This window comes from Winogradskyella eximia (genome assembly GCF_003386165.1).
GTDB classification, from domain to species: domain Bacteria; phylum Bacteroidota; class Bacteroidia; order Flavobacteriales; family Flavobacteriaceae; genus Winogradskyella; species Winogradskyella eximia.
The window spans coordinates 614085-631424 of record NZ_QRDV01000001.1; the positions used below are offsets into that span (position 1 = coordinate 614085).

A 17340-nucleotide genomic window follows, 5' to 3' on the forward strand; every position below is an offset into this window, starting at 1 on the left:
CCAGAACTATATTCTGAGCCATAAAAACGAACAGTACAACTTCCTCCTTCAACATCTATTTCTAAAGAATTACCATCTTGAAAAGCAACACCATAATTACTACTATGCCAGAAACTAGTTGCTGCTTGTGTTCTTAATTTACCATCAGAACTTGTTGTAGAGGTTACAGGATCCCATTGAACTCCTGTATTTGAGAAAGTTGATTCATCGCCCAAATTATAGGTAATAGTTGTTTGCCCATTTGCCATAAATCGAAAAAATAGCAAGGCAAACATTGCGAAAAAGGAAAGTTTTTTCATAGTTTGTGTTTACTTAAAGTTTATATATAGTCTTGTAATCGTTAACTAAAGCAACGTAGGTTATACTGTTTTGGGAGGTCTTTTTTAATAAAAACAACCAATTACAAAATTGAATTAATTAAATACCAAATAATGTAATCGATTATATAAGTTTATAAAATTAAAAGGCATAAATAAAAACGAAGGTTAATATTATGTTTAGTAATCAATTATTTAACAGGAAATATGTGAAAATTTTCATAGTTACTTTAAATTTATTGATATTCAAAAAGTTTCAAATTATTTTTTAATTATCTTAAAGGTCTTAGTGTTGTTTTTAATTTGAAGCTGAACAAAATAAATGCCTTTAGTATATTGACTTAAATCTATAACTGTTTTATTATTCGGTGTGTTTTGTGTTGATATTGATTTATTCATTATGTTTTTTCCATAAACGGTGTACAACGAAAACTTAGCTTCATAATAGTTTTCTAATGAAAATTCAATGCTTAATGCATCTTTTACTATAGTTGGATAATATTTAACCTTTGAGAAAATTGCATCTTCTATTCCAAGATTGTCACAACTAGAAGACATTTCACCAGAGCTTGTAACTTGTAATGTGGCTCCAGCACCACAATTTACATTTGGAATATTTGTAGAGACATCACTAACAGGAATTACACTATAAGTATATGTAGGTTGAGGGACTGTACCAATATTAGATACTCCATTGCTACAATTATCAAATTCTAAAGTAACTGTGCCACCATAACTTTGATACACTGTGCCAATGTTTGCAAAATCTGAATTTTCAACATAGCATGATAAATTGTTTAATCCACCACTAAATCCAAGAGCTCTCGAACTAGAAACATTCGTATTGTAATAACAGTTCAGTATATGAAGTTGAGAATTACGTGCTCTTGGCATTCTTTCTTTACAACCTTCGGCCCAATAACAGTTTTGAAAAGTAACACTATAATGTCCGTCTGCTGGAGCTTGAGAGTCGCTTGAGCCCACCAAATTTGAGAACCTATGATCATTTGAGCCACCCGGACCACCTGGAACAGCCGGTTTTAGATAAGTGAACTTACACCATGAAACTGTGATATTATCTGAATTTCCTTTTATATCGAAATTACCATCTACTCCATCTTGGAATTCACAATGATCTACCCATAGGTTAGTGCAACCATCGGCTGTTAAATTATCGCGACCGTCAACATCATAGGCCCCAGCTCCTTCGAAAATTAAGTTTCTTATGATGACATTATTAGATCCGTTCTTTAAATTTAAAATACCAGAACCCGATTGTGTTTGTGAATTGTTTACGAGTCTGGCACCTGGTAACCCTATTATAGTTTTATTTGTAACTACCTCACTAATATTTTGACCTGATGCAATATTTATTGTACCTGAGACTAAAATGACCTGAGGGGTAGATAGTTTAATTTTAGCCTTGAAATCTGAATAGGTACTAACTGTAACTGGAGTAACGTTTCCACCACCTGTAGTTGCTTGACCATAACCCTCAGGAGTAGATAGATAATAATTTTGACCATAATTTATGGAAGTAAAAAATAGGGCGAGAATTAATAGGATTGATTTTTTCATTAGAATCATTTTAATATCAGATAAATCATAAACCTTGGGTAATGTAATCGATTACAAATATATGTAAAAATGTATTAACTGCTAATAAATTCACAAAAGGTGAAAACTTTTTGCGTTTGAATTATAATCATTTTAATGTTAAATTTTTCACTAAATAAAAAAAATATTAACAAAAATTTGTGTATTTAAAAATTTACGATAAATTTGTGCAATCGATTACATTTTAAATAATTTATAAACTAACTCTATAATTCATGTGTAATAATCTAACTGGTTTTTTGTTTTTCCATTCAATTGAACGGAAAACAAATGGATTTTCATCCATAAAATCTATGTCGTTAATGCTGTTTTCGTTATTTGTTTTTGGTAGTACAATTTCATTTGCTCAGAACAACACTATAAGTGGTACGGTAACTGCGGAAGATATGGGTTCACCTATTCCTGGTGTGTCTGTATTTGTAAAAGGAACTTCCATCGGTACTTCTACTGATTTTGATGGTAACTATTCATTAAATATTTCCGGACCGAATGTTGTTTTGACATTTTCATATATTGGATATGCAACTCAAGAAATAAAAGTTGATGGTAAATCAAGACTAAACGTTGTGCTAATACCAAGCACAGAATCGTTGGAAGAAGTGGTTGTTATTGGTTATGGAACATCACGTAAATCTGATTTAACAGGCTCCGTAGTTTCTATAGGTGGTGAGAATTTAAAAGAACAAGGTATTTCTAATGTAGCTGAAACATTAACAGGGCGTTTGGCTGGTGTTCAAGTATTATCTAGTGAAGGCTCACCCGACTCCGATATTCAAATTAGAGTACGTGGTTCAGGATCTTTAACGCAAGATAGCTCACCACTAATTATTGTTGATGGTTTTCCTGTTAATAGCTTAAGTGATATCTCCCCTACAGATATAGAAAGTCTTACCGTTTTAAAAGATGCTTCATCAACTGCGATTTATGGTTCTCGAGGAGCAAATGGGGTTGTTATTGTTACTACAAAAAGTGGTAAGGAAGGAAAAATTTCAGTCAATTTTAATACCTTCTATGGTGTGAAACAAATTGCTAATACTATAGATGTTCTTAGTCCTCAGGATTATGTTAAATGGCAATACGAATACGCTCTACTTGACGAACAGCCACAAAGTTACGAACAATATTTTGGACTCTATCAAGATTATGATCAGTATGTTGGTATGAAAGGAAATAACTGGCAAAAGCAAATCTACGGTAGAACAGGTGAGGTAAATAGTCGAGACTTAGCTATAAGAGGTGGTTCTGAAAAAATTAATTTTAATTTTAACTATGCGCTTTATGATGAAAAAGCCATTATGATTGGTTCAGACTTTAAGAGAAGTAATCTATCATTGGCACTCAAAAGTAAAGTCAGCGATAAAATAGATTTATCATTTACAATCCGTTATTCCGATACTGAAGTGAATGGAGGTGGTGCTAATGAACAAGATGAAGTTTCATCTGCAGATGCTCGACTTAGACATAGTGTTGGTTATTCTCCGATACCACTTCCGGGATTAACAACAACAAACACAGATGAAGCGCTTTCGAGTTATTTAGTAAATCCGTTTGTTGCTGTAGACGATAATCAACGAAAAAAATTAGGTGAAAACTTTAATATGTTAGGAAGTTTTTCTTGGAAAATAGTGGATAATCTTCAGTTTAAAACTGATTTAGGATTAAATAAAAGGAATGACTTAGATTATCGCTTTTATGGAAGATCTACTTACTACGCAAACAACAGGCCAGCAGCCGAAAACCAAGGTTTGCCAGCACTACTTATTAAAGACAGAAAAAGAGAAAGTTTTAGAAACGCTAATACGCTGAACTATGATTTTAAAAACATTATGGGTGAAGACCATGGTCTTAAACTTTTATTAGGACAAGAAATTATTGTTTCGAAAGACAATAGAATTACAAGCGAAATCCAAGGTTTTCCAAGAGATTTTGCTTTTGGCACCACCATTAATCTGACGACTCAAGGTGTACCTTTATCTGTCGACAATTTTTACAGTCCAGAAGATAAATTGTTATCGTTTTTTGGTCGCGTTAACTACGATTATAAAAATCGCTATTTATTTACTGCAACGTATCGTATTGATGGCTCTAGTAAATTCTTAGGAGATAATCGTTGGGGCTATTTTCCTTCTGCCGCTGCGGCATGGAAAATATCAGAAGAAGAATTTCTTGCTGATACAAATTGGTTAAATTTATTGAAGTTGAGATTAAGTTATGGTCAAGCAGGTAATAATAATATTCCCGCAGGGCAGACGGTTCAAAACTTTGAATCATCAACGACTTCCTATTTAAATGATATTGATAACTATTGGTCTGCTGCAAATATTTTGGCTAATCCCGATTTAAAGTGGGAAACAACAGTTTCTCAAAACCTTGGTTTAGATTATAGTTTATTCGGTGGGAGTGTAAGCGGGGCTTTTGATGTATATAAGAATGTTACCCAAGATTTATTAATTAGATTTCCAACACCAGGAACGGGTTATGATAGTCAATATAGAAACATGGGGGAAATTCAAAATACTGGTTTTGAGGCTTCTTTAAATATTGGGGCAATAGAAAAGGAGAATTATGGATTAAATATCTCTTTCAATATAGGTGTTAATAAAAATCGTATTAATTCACTTGGTGTAATGGAGGATTTTGGAACAAACACAAATTGGGCATCTACTCAAATAGGAAATGATTATTTTATTAAAGTCGGACAGCCAATTGGTTTAATGTACGGATACCAAAGTAATGGACGATATGAAGTGTCTGATTTTAATTATGATTCAAACACTGGAGAATATACTTTAATAGATGGTGTCGCAGACAACAGTGCCGTTATCGGTAACGTGATGCCGGGCTCTATGAAATTAAGAGATATTAGCGGTCCTGAAGGAGTACCTGACGGTATTGTAGATGTAAATGACCAAAAAGTAATCGGTAATGCAAATCCCAAGCATACAGGAGGTATGGTTTTGAGTGCCCGTGCTTATGGTTTTGATCTTTCTGCTGCATTTAACTGGAGTGTTGGAAATGATATCTACAATGCTAATAAAATTGAGTTTAATACGTCAAACCAAAACGGACAGTACAGAAATCTAAGTACTGATATGAGTGATGGTACAAGATGGACAAATTTAGATCCTTCTACTGGACAGCTGGTTACGGATCCTGCACAGTTAGAAGCACTCAATGCTAATACGACAACATGGTCTCCTTTTATGCAGAACTTTGTCTTTAGTGATTGGGCAGTTGAAGATGGTTCTTTTTTGAGATTAAATACACTAACTCTTGGCTACTCTCTTCCTGATTCAGCTCTATCTGATTTCGGTATTTCTAAATTAAGATTATATGTAACAGCGAATAATGTTTTCATTATTACTAATTATTCCGGATTAGACCCAGAGGTTTCTACAAGAAGAAAAACGCCTCTTACTCCAGGTGTGGATTATTCTCCATACCCAAGAAGTAGACAAGTCATTTTTGGATTAAACCTAAATTTTTAAATTAAACATTTTTTAAAAGATGAAAAAAATAATAATAATTTCAGGAATTATAATAGCTGGAATATTAAACTCATGTCAAGAGTTTGAGGAAGATTTTTTAGACGCGCCAGCACAGTCAACTCTAGATGAGTCAATTATATTTTCCACACCGGGCTTAGCTAAAGGAGCCGTTGATGGTATAATGGAACCGTTTGGTCAAACCAATTCTTATAGAGGACGTTTTATTCCTTTCTATGGATTTAATTCGGATACAGAATGGAACTACAGTTCTGATGAACCTGGTAGTTCTCAAGGTGAACTTATGATTTATGATGCTAAGCCAAATAATTCTCAAATGAATTCATCAAATAATGCTTGGGCAATGATGTTTCTAGGTGTTGAACGTGCAAATATTTGTATTAGAGGATTACGGAATTTTGGAAATCCACTACCTGGTACCGAACTTGGACAATTATTAGGGGAAGCACTAACTTTAAGAGCTATTTACTATGCAGACTTAATGAAAGCTTGGGGTGATGTTCCTGCTCGTTTTGAGCCTATAAATTCAGAAACTATATATATCGAAAAATCTAATAGAGATATAATTTATAAACAAATCATTGCAGATTTGGGAGAAGCATCGACGTTAGTGGCATGGCCAAATGAAACTTCTGCTACAAATTCTGTGGAACGCATTAACAAAGCTTTTGTGAAAAGTCTCAGAGCGCGTTTAGCTATGGTTGCTAGTGGTTTTCAACAATATCCTGATGGTGTTAGAAGAAGTACTGATCCCGAACTTTCAGTTCAAAACATGTACACTTTAGCATTAAATGAAGCTACAGATGTCATTGGAAGTGGTAGTGCTTCATTAGAACCTTCATTTGAAATGTTTTGGAAAAACTATAATAAAGAGGTCTTAGCAGCAGGTAAAGAGTCTCTATGGGAAATTCCTTTTTCGGCTGGTCGTGGTAGAGTGTTATTCTCTTTTGCTGTAAGACATCGTGGAGTAGATCAGCATACGGGTCAGGCTAGAGGAGGTATTGCTGGTCCCTTGCCAACGGTGTTTTATGATTTTGATGAAGAGGATAGTCGTAGAGATGTGTCTTGTGTTCCTTATCAATGGGGTAATCCAATTGAAGGTGTTGCGAAGCAAGAATTAGTAAACTTAGACACTTGGTATTTTGGGAAATATCGTTATGAATGGATGGATCGTTATGTAACCTCAACCAACGATGATGGTGTAAATAAGATTTATATGCGCTATGCAGAGGTGCTTTTAATAGCTGCCGAAGCTGCAAATGAATTACAAGGGGCAGGTGCTGCTGCACCATATCTAAAACAAATTCGTATGAGAGCTTTTCCTTCTGAACTTCATACAGAAAAGGTAGATAATTATGTAAATGCTTTAACTAGTACAGAAGATATGTTCGATGCAATTGTAGATGAGTACTTATATGAATTTACTGGTGAGATGATACGTAAACAAAACTTAATTCGATGGAACTTACTTGGTGCTAATCTTGAAGAAGCTAAGGTTAAGATGTTTAATTTAAAGAATCGTACGGGTGAATATGCCAATGTACCTTCAACTTTATATTATAAATATGAAGATGATGGAGAAACTCTTGAGGTATATGGATTAAATAGGAATGAAGACGTAGATCAAGGAGCAGAATATTCAGCCTTTGGTTGGGATAATTTAGAAGATGATATAATAAATTCTCTATATAAGCAAGGTGTAAATCCAGACAATAGACAATTTTGGCCAATATGGCAAGTCTTTATTGATGGAAGTAACGGTCTATTGGTGAACGATTACGGTTATTAAAAAATAATTAATTAGAAATAAATTATTATGAAAACAAAACATATTCTAAAATCTATAATCATGGTCTTACTAATTACATTTACAGGATGTGAAGGTAAAGATGAGCTTATAGAAGAACTTCAGATCTCTAGAGAATTTGCTCCCGTTGAGCTTACTTCAATCATTAGAAATCAAACTATTGTTGAATTAAATTGGACTAAAGACAACAATGTGGATGCTTATTTGGTAGAGGTTAGCCAAGACGTAAATTTTTCTAGCATTGAAGAGTCGTTAAGCGTAGCATCCAATCAACTACCTGTACAAATACAGTTAATTGGTGAAACCTTGTATTACATAAGAGTACAAGCTATTAGTTCTCGAGGTTTAGAAAATTCTACATATGCAACTACAACTGCAAATACTTTAACAGAACAGTTGTTTTTATCCATAGAACCAGGTGATATTTTGGCTACAGAAGCTACATTAAGATGGGTGCCTAATAGTGAAGTGACTCAGCTTATTGTTAATCCTGGGAATATAGTTCAAGATATAACTGCACAAGAAGCAACAGATGGTATTGCTATAGTAACTGGATTAACAGGAGAAACAGAATACACAGCACAGTTGTTGAACAATTCCAACATAAGAGGTGTTCAAGTTTTTACAACAGGTATTGATATAGGTGATGGTATTTTAGTAACTCCAACTGATGATTTATTTCAAATGGTTGCGGACGCTAGTCCAAATGATATTTTGGTTCTAGATGCTGGTGATTACACCTCACAGACTAATGATGTAAATGGAGGTGTATTGGTTATAGATAAACCGTTAACGATTAGAGGGCTGTATAGTTTTGATAAACCCATCTTAAAGGTTGGCTTTTCAATTGTTGATGGAGCTACGGATGTTAGCCTTATAGATTTAGACCTTACAGGTGATATTCCTTTAGATTTGACAGATACCGTCAGATATTCTGCTGCTGGTAATTATAACTCATTATTATTAAGTGGCTGTAATGTTCATGACTATAACAGGTCTTTTATTGCAGGAAATGAAACAGATGCCATTGTACAGTCCGTAACTGTTGAAAATTGTGTAGTTACAAATATTCTTACAAGTGGAGGTGACTTTTTTGACTTTAGAAATTCAGATGTATTAAGTGTTAATTTTAGAACAAGCACATTTAATAATTGCGCGCCTGGTCGAGATTTTTTTAGAATAGATGCTGCGGGTACTTCAAATAGTACTGGGTTAACAACTAATATACTGTTAGAGAATTGCACATTATATGCGTGTTCTAATTCATCGAGTAGAAGATTGTTTTATGTAAGATTTGATGCTAATGATATTATAGCTCGGAATAATTTAATCACGGATACTACAATCGAAGGTTATTCAGATAACAGTGCTACCGATGAAACGATTACATTTCAAAATAATAATTATTTTAATGCACCAACACTTTTTGATTCAACGGTTTCGAGATATGACAATTCAACAAGTTATACAACTTTAGATCCTGAATTTTCTAATGCAGAAGGTGGGGATTTTACAGTTTTAAATCAATCATTAATAGATAATAATGTTGGTGACCCACGTTGGTTGCAGTAGTATATAAAACAGGTTAGTCTTTGTGAAGGAGTTATGTTTGAAGGAGCATTTCTCCTTTTCAATTTTAAATTAAATAGGGCAATAAAATATGATTAAGGAAACGTATTTAATATTCTTATTAAGCGTACTATTTTGCAGTTTAAGTTTTGCACAACAATTAGCTTTTCCGACCGCTGAAGGTTTTGGGAAATTTACAACTGGTGGTAGAGGTGGTTTTATTTATAAAGTCACCAATTTAAATGACGAAGGTGATGGAAGTTTAAGAAAAGGTATACTAAAAAAAGGACCTAGAATTATAGTTTTTGAAATATCTGGGACAATAGAACTCAAATCAAAATTAGATATTAATAGAGGTGATTTGAGCATCTTAGGACAAACGGCTCCTAATGATGGTATTACTATAAAGGGGTATCCTGTAACTATAAAATCAGACAACGTTATTTTACGTTACCTAAGATTTAGAATGGGTGACATTAATAATATAGAAGGTGATGCGTTAGGCTGCCGAAATACCGAAAATGTGATTATAGATCACTGTTCAATAAGCTGGGGTACAGATGAAAATGCGTCTTTTTATGATAATAAAAACTTTACTTTACAATGGTGTATCATATCTGAAGCGTTAAATAGGTCTGTTCATAAAAAAGGTGCACATGGTTATGGTGGTATTTGGGGAGGGGTTAGAGCTTCTTTTCATCATAATTTACTTGTAAGTAACAATAGTAGAAATCCAAGGTTTAGTGGCTCTAAAACAACAGAAAATTCTGTAAATGAGTTCGTGGATTTTAGAAATAATGTAATTTATAATTGGGGTGAAAATAGTATCTATGGTGGCGAAAAAGGGGTATATAATTTAATTAATAACTATTTTAAATCAGGACCAGCAACCACATCATCAAAACTTAATAGAATTGTTAGTCCATCAGAACCTTACGGCAAATTTTATGTGGATGGTAATTTTGTTTATAATGATAAAGACGTTACTCAAAATAACTGGAATGGTGGTGTACAGTGTGAAAACCCAGAATTTACTAAACTGAATCAACCTATTAATATTTCTGATAATATCAATACTTCAAGTGCTAATGAAGCGTATCTCGCAGTTTTAAACCACGTGGGGTTAAGTATAAAAAGAGATGCTGTTGATAAAAGGGTTTTAAAATCGGTTGTAGAGGGCAGTGTTACTTATAAACAAGGTATTATAGATTCACAGGAAAATGTCGGCGGATGGCCTATCTTGAGGACTAAAAAGGCAGGGAAGGATACTGATAATGATGGTATTCCTAACAAATGGGAAAGAAAACTTAAATTAGATTGCAAAGTAAAAGATGCTCATTTAAGTACGTTGGATAAAAATTATTCAAATATTGAGATATATGCTAATTTATTAATAGAGTCTAAATAATAAATTTTTTAAATTTTTAAAGTATATTAATTGGCCTATAATTAACAAAATCTTGTAATTTAGCACTGTTTTTATCAAAAACTTACTATCGAAAATGAGGGTGATTTATAAATTAAATAAGTAGTTTTACGAGTTTCCTTATTGTACTTATTACTAATGAAAAAAAAGACAACTATTTATGACATTGCTGAAAAACTGGAATTAACAGCAGCAACTGTCTCAAGAGCATTAAATAATAATCCTAAAATAAGCGAAAAAACACGCAAACTGGTTCAAGAGACTGCTATTGAAATGAACTACGAGCAAAACACATTAGCTCGTGCACTTAAAAGCGGAAAAAGTTTCAATGTTGGTGTTATTGTTCCTCGTATGGATAGTAATTTTTTTGCTTCTGTTATTCGAGGTATAGAAGAAGAATTGTATCCAAAGGGTTATCATGTTATAGTTTGCCAAACACATGACCAAGAAAATTTGGAAACAGGAAATATTGTTTCTTTATTAAATGCTCAAGTAGATGGTATTTTAATGTCTATTTCAAATTCAAAAACTAAAAATAAAGTCTTCAATAAATTATCCGAGAAAAGAGTTCCACTGATATTCTTTGACCGAAAAAGAGATATTCCGGATGTAAGTTCGGTTACCATAGATGATTTTAACGGATCTTATCAAGCTACTAAGCATTTAATAGAGCAAGGGTGTAAGCGTATTGCACATTTATCAAATGATCGTTCGTTAGAGATTTTTAAAAATCGTTATTTAGGTTATAAGCAGGCAATAATTGATAGCGGTTTAGAATTCGATGAAAGCTTAGTTGTTGAGACCATTAGTAAAGTAGATGAAGGAAGAAGAGTGGCCAAACAACTATTAGATATGGAAACACCACCAGATGCCATATTTTCTTCTAGTGATTTCACAGCACTAGGGGCTATTCAAGAAATTAAAGAACAGGGGCTTGCAATCCCTGAAGACATTAGTGTCGTTGGTTTCAGTAATGAGCCGTTTACGAGGTTTATGGAGCTCTCTATTACGTCTGTAGATCAGTCTCCAATAGAAATGGGTAGAAAGGCTGCAAAAGTATTCTTACAAGAGGTAAATAGTAAGTCAAAAACTAAACAGCCACAACGAATCATATTACAACCAGAATTGATTATTCGTAAATCTTCATCAAAACGAATAAAATAAAAGTGGTTTAAATTTTATCATTTGATTTAAAGTGAAACACCGCGTTTCCAAGGAATAAAATCGTCTTGGTTTAATAAGCTTGCCTTAGATTTTATGGTACCACTAGCTACATTTATAATATAGCTAAGCATGACTTCTGCCATTTCTTCAATAGTTTTTTCTCCATTAATAATATCACCTGTATCCACATCAATTATATCGTTCATTTTTGCAGCTAGCTCAGAGTTTGAAGAGACTTTGATTACAGGTGTTATTGGGTTTCCTGTAGGTGTGCCCAAACCTGTTGTGAATAATACAATGTTGGCTCCAGAACCTACCATAGCTGTTGTGCTTTCTACATCATTTCCTGGTGTGCATAATAAGTTTAAGCCTGGTTTAGTGACATACTCACCATAATCCAAAACATCCACAATAGGAGAAGTACCGCCTTTTTTAGCTGCGCCAGCGGATTTCATGGCATCTGTAATTAATCCGTCTTTTATATTCCCAGGTGAAGGATTCATATCAAAACCAGAGCCAGCATCTACTACAGATTTTTCAAAAGCCTGCATTAATTCTAAAAAACGTTTTGCAGACGTTTCGTTTACACAACGATTAACTAATTCCTGCTCTACACCGCATAACTCTGGAAATTCTGATAAAATGGCGGTGCCACCCAGAGCCACTAACATATCAGAGGTGTAACCTAATGTTGGATTGGCAGAAATACCCGAAAATCCATCAGAGCCTCCACATTCTAAACCAACTTTAAGCTTTGATAAAGGCGCTGGTAGTCGTTCTATTTTGTTAGCTTCTCTAATCGCTTCAAATGAATTTTTAATAATTGCTGTTAGCATCTCATCAACAGTTCCCATTTGTTGCTGTTCGTACATCAAGATAGGCTTTTTGTTATTGGGACTTATGGCCTTTAAGGCATTATTAAAAATATCAATTTGTAAATTCTGACAGCCTAAACTCAAGACTGTCGCTCCAGCTACATTTGGGTTTTTTACATAACCAGCTAATAATTTTGCTAAACTTTCTGAGTCTTGACGAATACCTCCACAACCTCCAGGATGTGTAATGAATTTAACGTCTATGTTTTCAAATACCTTAGTGGATTGTTCTTGTTGTATTGCTACGTCAAATCCATTATTCACCAATGAACGTAATAGCATTTGATGACTGTTAACTTTTTGAGTTAATAGTTCCTTTTCAAAAATCTCTTTCAAGGTTTCAATATTCCTGTTTTCACAGAATACTAAAGGGAAAAATAACCACACATTTGCTGTGCCAACTTGCCCATCTTGTCTGTGATAACCCATAAAGGTTTTGTCTTTCCATTTTTCTACATTAGGAACCGTCCAACCAATAGTTTCGGTTTTATGACTGACTTTTGCACTTTGATGTTTTACATTTTCTGTGGTTAAAACCCCACCCGTAGGAATAATTAAGCTAGCTTTTCCTACTAAAACCCCATACATGATGATTTTATCGTCAATTTTAAATGTGTTTAGAGCAATTTTATGCTTTGCTTTAACTTCTGACACAATTGTGATATCTTGATTTTCAAACGAAATAATTTCACCAATTTTTAAGTTAACTAAAGCAACTGCGACATTATCTGAAGGATGTACTTTTATTATTTTTTTTTGCATACTAATAATTAGTTGTTAGTTAAAAAGAGATATTTAATACTTTTTACTAAAGTTTTCAAAACCGTATTCAATACCATTTGTGTCTATTTCTGCTAGAGCAAAGGCTATTGCAGTAGATAAGTTTTTAATCCTAGTTAGGTCATCATCCCAATAGTCTTGGTTTGCTAAAACAAGATTAGCTATGACGTTGTAATCCTCATTTTGCCATATATTACTAAAGTTAGTCACTATATCGTCATTATCTTTAATTGGTAAATCTTTACCGTTCCATGTACCTTTGTAAAATCGAATTAAACATGCAAATGAAAAGGTTAAATTAGTAGGTAATTTTCCGTTTTTTGCTTCAAATTCTAATAAACTTGGTAGTACACGTACTTTAAATTTTGAAATAGAATTTAATGCTATATCTGCTAATTTATGCTTGATAAACGGATTTCTAAAACGGTCTAAGATTTCTTCAGCAAAACTATCTAATTCGCTTCTGTTCATTGGAAGAACCTCATTAATCTCTTCAAATATTGTCTTATTTACAAAAGCTCCTGTAAAGGCATTATCGATTGTTTCTTTAACAGTTTCATTTCCATAAAGGAATGAAAATGGTACCATAGAGGTATGTGCTCCATTCAAAATTCGTACTTTTCTAGTACGATATGGTTGCATATCATCAACAATTTTAACGTCTAAATTGGTTTTATGGAATGGTAATTTTTTCTTTAAATCTTCACCTCCTTCTATGACCCAAAGTAGAAACACTTCAGCAGCCACAATTAAATTATCTTTATAATCTAATTGGGCGTTATAAGTTTCAATATCGTCTCTTGGATAACCTGGCACAATTCTATCTACTAAGGTACTGTGGAAAGAACAACTTGTATTTAACCATTCGGTAAATGCGCTGTCTAGTTTCCAAAGGGTTACATACTTTAGAATAGTTTCCTTTAAGGTTTCAGAATTATGATTAATTAATTCACACGGAATTATTGTTAAACCTTTATTTAGAGCTCCATTAAAATGAATAAAACGCTTATGTAATAACAGGGTTAATTTAGCAGGAAATGAACTTGGTGGTTGCATATCCATAGTGTCACTTTCAACGTAAGCAATGCCGGCTTCTGTTGTATTAGATATTATGAATTGTAGTTCTTCCTCTTTTGCTAAATGTAAGTATTGCTGAAAATCTGAATAAGGATTAATACCTTTTACAATGTTGGTAATTAATTCTGTTTTCTGTATTTCTTCACCTTTTTGAATACCTTTTAAAAACAGAGTGTACAATCCATCTTGATCATTCAACATCTTTATCATACCTTTATCAATAGGTTGTACAACAGCAATGCCAGCATTAAAATCTGCTGATTTATTTAATTGCTGAATGGTGTAGTCTACAAAAGCTCTCAAGAAATTTCCTTCTCCAAACTGCACCACCTTAATTGGTAGTGTTTTTTCAAGACCTAAATTTTTTCTATTTAAAGCTAGTTTCGTTTTTCTCAATTCTGTCATGTTATTTTATAATTATAAACCAAAAAGTCTTGGTAAGAACATTGAAATTTCTGGTATAAAAGATATTAGCATTAATACGGCTACCATAATGGCCAAAAAGGGCAACAACGATCTTATAACTTTTGTAACTGAAACGTTGGCGACACCACTACCTACAAATAGTAGAGTCCCTACTGGAGGTGTACAAATACCAATACAAAGGTTAAGTACAATTACGATTCCAAAATGAACAGGGTCCATTCCTAATGTTGTTACAACAGGTAAGAATATTGGTGTAAATATTAAAACTGCTGGAGTCATATCCATGAAGGTTCCGACTATTAATAGGATTATGTTAATAGCTAAAAAGATGGCAAACTTGTTGCTTAGTGAATCTAATAAAAATGAGCTTATCATTTCTGGAATACCTTCAAAAGAAAACAACCAAGACATTGCCATAGATGTACAGATTAAAAACATTACTACAGCTGTAGTTTTTGCACTAGTTAGTAATATTTTAGGCATATCTTTTATTTTCATATCACCATAGATTAATGATAATATTGCTGCATATAAAACAGCAATTACAGACGCTTCTGTTGCTGTAAATATGCCAGCTACAATTCCACCAACAACAATTATAAGTAAGGATAAACTGAAAAATGCTTTTCTGAAATACGTCCAAATTTCAAAAAGAGTTGCACGTTGTCCTCTTGCATAACCTTTATTAATAGCAATAAATGCGACATATCCCATAATTGCCAAACCTAAAAGTATTCCTGGTAAATAACCAGCAATAAATAAAGCTGCTACAGAGGCGGTTCCTCCACTAGCTAAAGCATAAACTATTAAAATGTTACTTGGCGGAATTAATAAGCCCGTTGTTGATGAAGTAATGTTTACAGAGGCACTTAAAGCTCTAGGATAGCCTTCTTCTTCCATTCTGTCGGTCATAATTGAACCAATTGCAGAAGCAGCAGCAACGGCAGAACCAGAAATTGCACCAAAAAGCATGGATGCTAAAACATTTACATAAGCCAATCCGCCAGGAAGACTTGCTACTAAGGATTTCGCGAAATTAATAAGTCGATTTGCAATGCCTCCTTGTTTCATAATTTCACCTGCTAGCACAAAAAATGGAATTGCTAATAAGGCAAAACTGTCAATACCAGTCGTCATGCGCTGCGCAATTGTTGTTAATCCTGGCATTTTATCAATATTCAACAACAAGCTTATTGTTGTTGAAATTCCGATGCTATATGCAACAGGTACTTTTAATAACAAAAGCGTAAAGAAACTGACAAATAAAACGATTATACTAATAATTTCTAAACTCATAATTGACTATTACTTTTATTAGAACAAACACCAGATATGTGATAAATAGAAAAGCAGATAATTAGAAAACCACTAAAAGGCAATACGGCATAAACATAGCCTAGAGGAATTCTTAAAGTACCAGATAATTGTTCTAAGTGCAATGTGGTGTAAACCAAATTAGCCCCACCAATAACCATGACGATAAGTGCAAAAAGAAAGATGCATACTTCTATGAATATTGACGTTTTTCTTTTATTGGAAATAGACATTTTTTCGTATAAAAAGTCCATTGATAAATGTTCTTTTTTAGCGTTGAGATAGGCAGCACCTATAATGGTCATCCAGATTAAAGAAAATCGTGCAAATTCTTCGGTCCATGTAAAAGATCTACCTAAAAGATATCTGGAAAACACTTGAAACAAAACATCTAAGACTAGCAATGCAAAAATGATAATCAAAAACCATTCAAGGATTTTGTTAACCTTATTAAAAATAAATTCAGATTTACTCATATTTAGTTATTCTTAATATCGTTAACAATATTCGCCATTTCGGGATATTTTTCTACAAATTTTTCAACTACAGATTTTGATTTTTCTGCAAATAGTGATTTTTCTGGAATTATTATTTCAACACCCCAATCTTTAGCAACTTTCATAGATTCTTCAACAGATTCTCGCCAGAACTTTTTTTGTGCTTGCGCAGATTCGTCTGCGGCTTCTTGAACCCAAACTCTTTGTTCTACAGATAATTTGTCCCAATATTTAGTTCCTATTAAAAGCACATCTGGAACAGAAGAATGCTCATCTAACGTATAGTACTTACTAATTTCATAGTGGTTGGATGAGACAAAAGAAGGTGGGTTATTTTCTGCTCCATCTACAACGCCTTGTTGAATAGCTGTATATAGTTCCCCATACGCCAAAGGGGTGGCATCTCCTCCCATAGTATTGACCATGTTAATTGCCATTTGATTGTTTTGCACCCTAATTTTTAGACCTTTTAAATCTTGTGGTGTTCTTATGGCCTTTTTACTAGTATAGAAACTTCTACTCCCTGCATCATAATAACATAATCCTCGAAGCCAAAATTTAGAGCCTTTCTCTAAAATTGATTTTCCTATTGAACCTTCTAAAACACTAAATTGATGTTCTTTATTTCTGAATAAATAGGGTATGCCCATAACATTGTATTCAGGGACAAAATTAGATAGAGTGGCTGCACTCACCTTTGTTGCAGCTACACTTCCGATTTGCAATAATTCTAATAATTCTCTTTCTGATCCTAATTGTCCATCAGGAAAAATCTTAACCTTTAAAGAACCACTAGACTTTTTTTCTAAAGCCTTTTGAAACTCTAACATACCCTTATGTACAGGATGTGTTTGCGGCAAAGTATGTCCTAAATAGAGCACTTCAGGTCCCTCAATTTTTTCGCAAGAGACTAATGAGGTGAAAAGAATTACTAAAAGAATTATTTTAAGTCGCATAGCTCATCT

12 protein-coding genes are annotated in these 17340 nt (G+C 33.4%); 5 read left to right on the plus strand and 7 right to left on the minus strand.

From position 1 onward, the window contains the following. Together DFQ10_RS18500 and DFQ10_RS02695 are read right to left on the minus strand one after the other, a co-directional pair. On the minus strand, positions 1–299 hold a 299-nt coding region (locus DFQ10_RS18500; protein WP_181897560.1), incomplete at its 3' end, for a hypothetical protein. Between the two features lie 279 nt (positions 300–578). Then, the gene (locus tag DFQ10_RS02695; RefSeq protein ID WP_115815880.1) at positions 579–1895 is read right to left on the minus strand and encodes a pectate lyase family protein; all 1317 of its coding nucleotides are present in this window, start codon (positions 1893–1895) and stop codon (positions 579–581) included. Between the two features lie 254 nt (positions 1896–2149). On the opposite strand from DFQ10_RS02695, the gene DFQ10_RS02700 reads away from it, so the two are divergent. The 5 genes from DFQ10_RS02700 to DFQ10_RS02720 all read left to right on the plus strand — a co-directional run bounded on the left by DFQ10_RS02700 (position 2150) and on the right by DFQ10_RS02720 (position 11406). Continuing rightward, the gene (locus tag DFQ10_RS02700; protein ID WP_245940600.1) at positions 2150–5422 is read left to right on the plus strand and encodes a SusC/RagA family TonB-linked outer membrane protein; all 3273 of its coding nucleotides are present in this window, start codon (positions 2150–2152) and stop codon (positions 5420–5422) included. A gap of 19 nt (positions 5423–5441) precedes the next feature. Beyond that, on the plus strand, positions 5442–7229 hold the full coding sequence (locus DFQ10_RS02705) for a RagB/SusD family nutrient uptake outer membrane protein (RefSeq protein ID WP_115815882.1): 1788 nt from the start codon (positions 5442–5444) through the stop codon (positions 7227–7229). A gap of 27 nt (positions 7230–7256) precedes the next feature. Then, positions 7257–8819: a DUF5123 domain-containing protein gene (locus tag DFQ10_RS02710; protein ID WP_245940601.1), complete on the plus strand. Its 1563-nt coding sequence runs from the start codon at positions 7257–7259 to the stop codon at positions 8817–8819. Positions 8820–8907: 88 nt separating this feature from the next. After that, the gene (locus DFQ10_RS02715; protein ID WP_220352394.1) at positions 8908–10224 is read left to right on the plus strand and encodes a pectate lyase family protein; all 1317 of its coding nucleotides are present in this window, start codon (positions 8908–8910) and stop codon (positions 10222–10224) included. Positions 10225–10380: 156 nt separating this feature from the next. Next, complete coding sequence (locus DFQ10_RS02720) at positions 10381–11406, plus strand: LacI family DNA-binding transcriptional regulator (protein ID WP_115815884.1); 1026 nt, start codon at positions 10381–10383, stop codon at positions 11404–11406. Between the two features lie 26 nt (positions 11407–11432). Here DFQ10_RS02720 and DFQ10_RS02725 read toward each other — a convergent pair whose 3' ends face one another. The 5 genes from DFQ10_RS02725 to DFQ10_RS02745 are packed head-to-tail and all read right to left on the minus strand — an operon-like array spanning position 11433 to position 17331. After that, positions 11433–13043, minus strand: coding sequence for a UxaA family hydrolase (locus DFQ10_RS02725; RefSeq protein ID WP_115815885.1), 1611 nt, complete (start codon positions 13041–13043; stop codon positions 11433–11435). A gap of 33 nt (positions 13044–13076) precedes the next feature. Then, positions 13077–14543, minus strand: coding sequence for a tagaturonate reductase (locus tag DFQ10_RS02730; RefSeq protein WP_115815886.1), 1467 nt, complete (start codon positions 14541–14543; stop codon positions 13077–13079). Between the two features lie 12 nt (positions 14544–14555). Next, entirely contained in the window at positions 14556–15860 is a 1305-nt protein-coding gene (locus tag DFQ10_RS02735) for a TRAP transporter large permease (protein ID WP_092466425.1), read from the minus strand. Further along, a complete protein-coding gene (locus tag DFQ10_RS02740; RefSeq protein WP_092466426.1) occupies positions 15857–16354 on the minus strand; it encodes a TRAP transporter small permease in 498 nt (165 codons plus the stop codon). Before DFQ10_RS02740 ends, DFQ10_RS02735 begins: the two co-directional genes overlap by 4 nt. A gap of 2 nt (positions 16355–16356) precedes the next feature. Further along, positions 16357–17331: a TRAP transporter substrate-binding protein gene (locus tag DFQ10_RS02745; protein ID WP_092466427.1), complete on the minus strand. Its 975-nt coding sequence runs from the start codon at positions 17329–17331 to the stop codon at positions 16357–16359. Positions 17332–17340 lie beyond the last annotated feature (9 nt).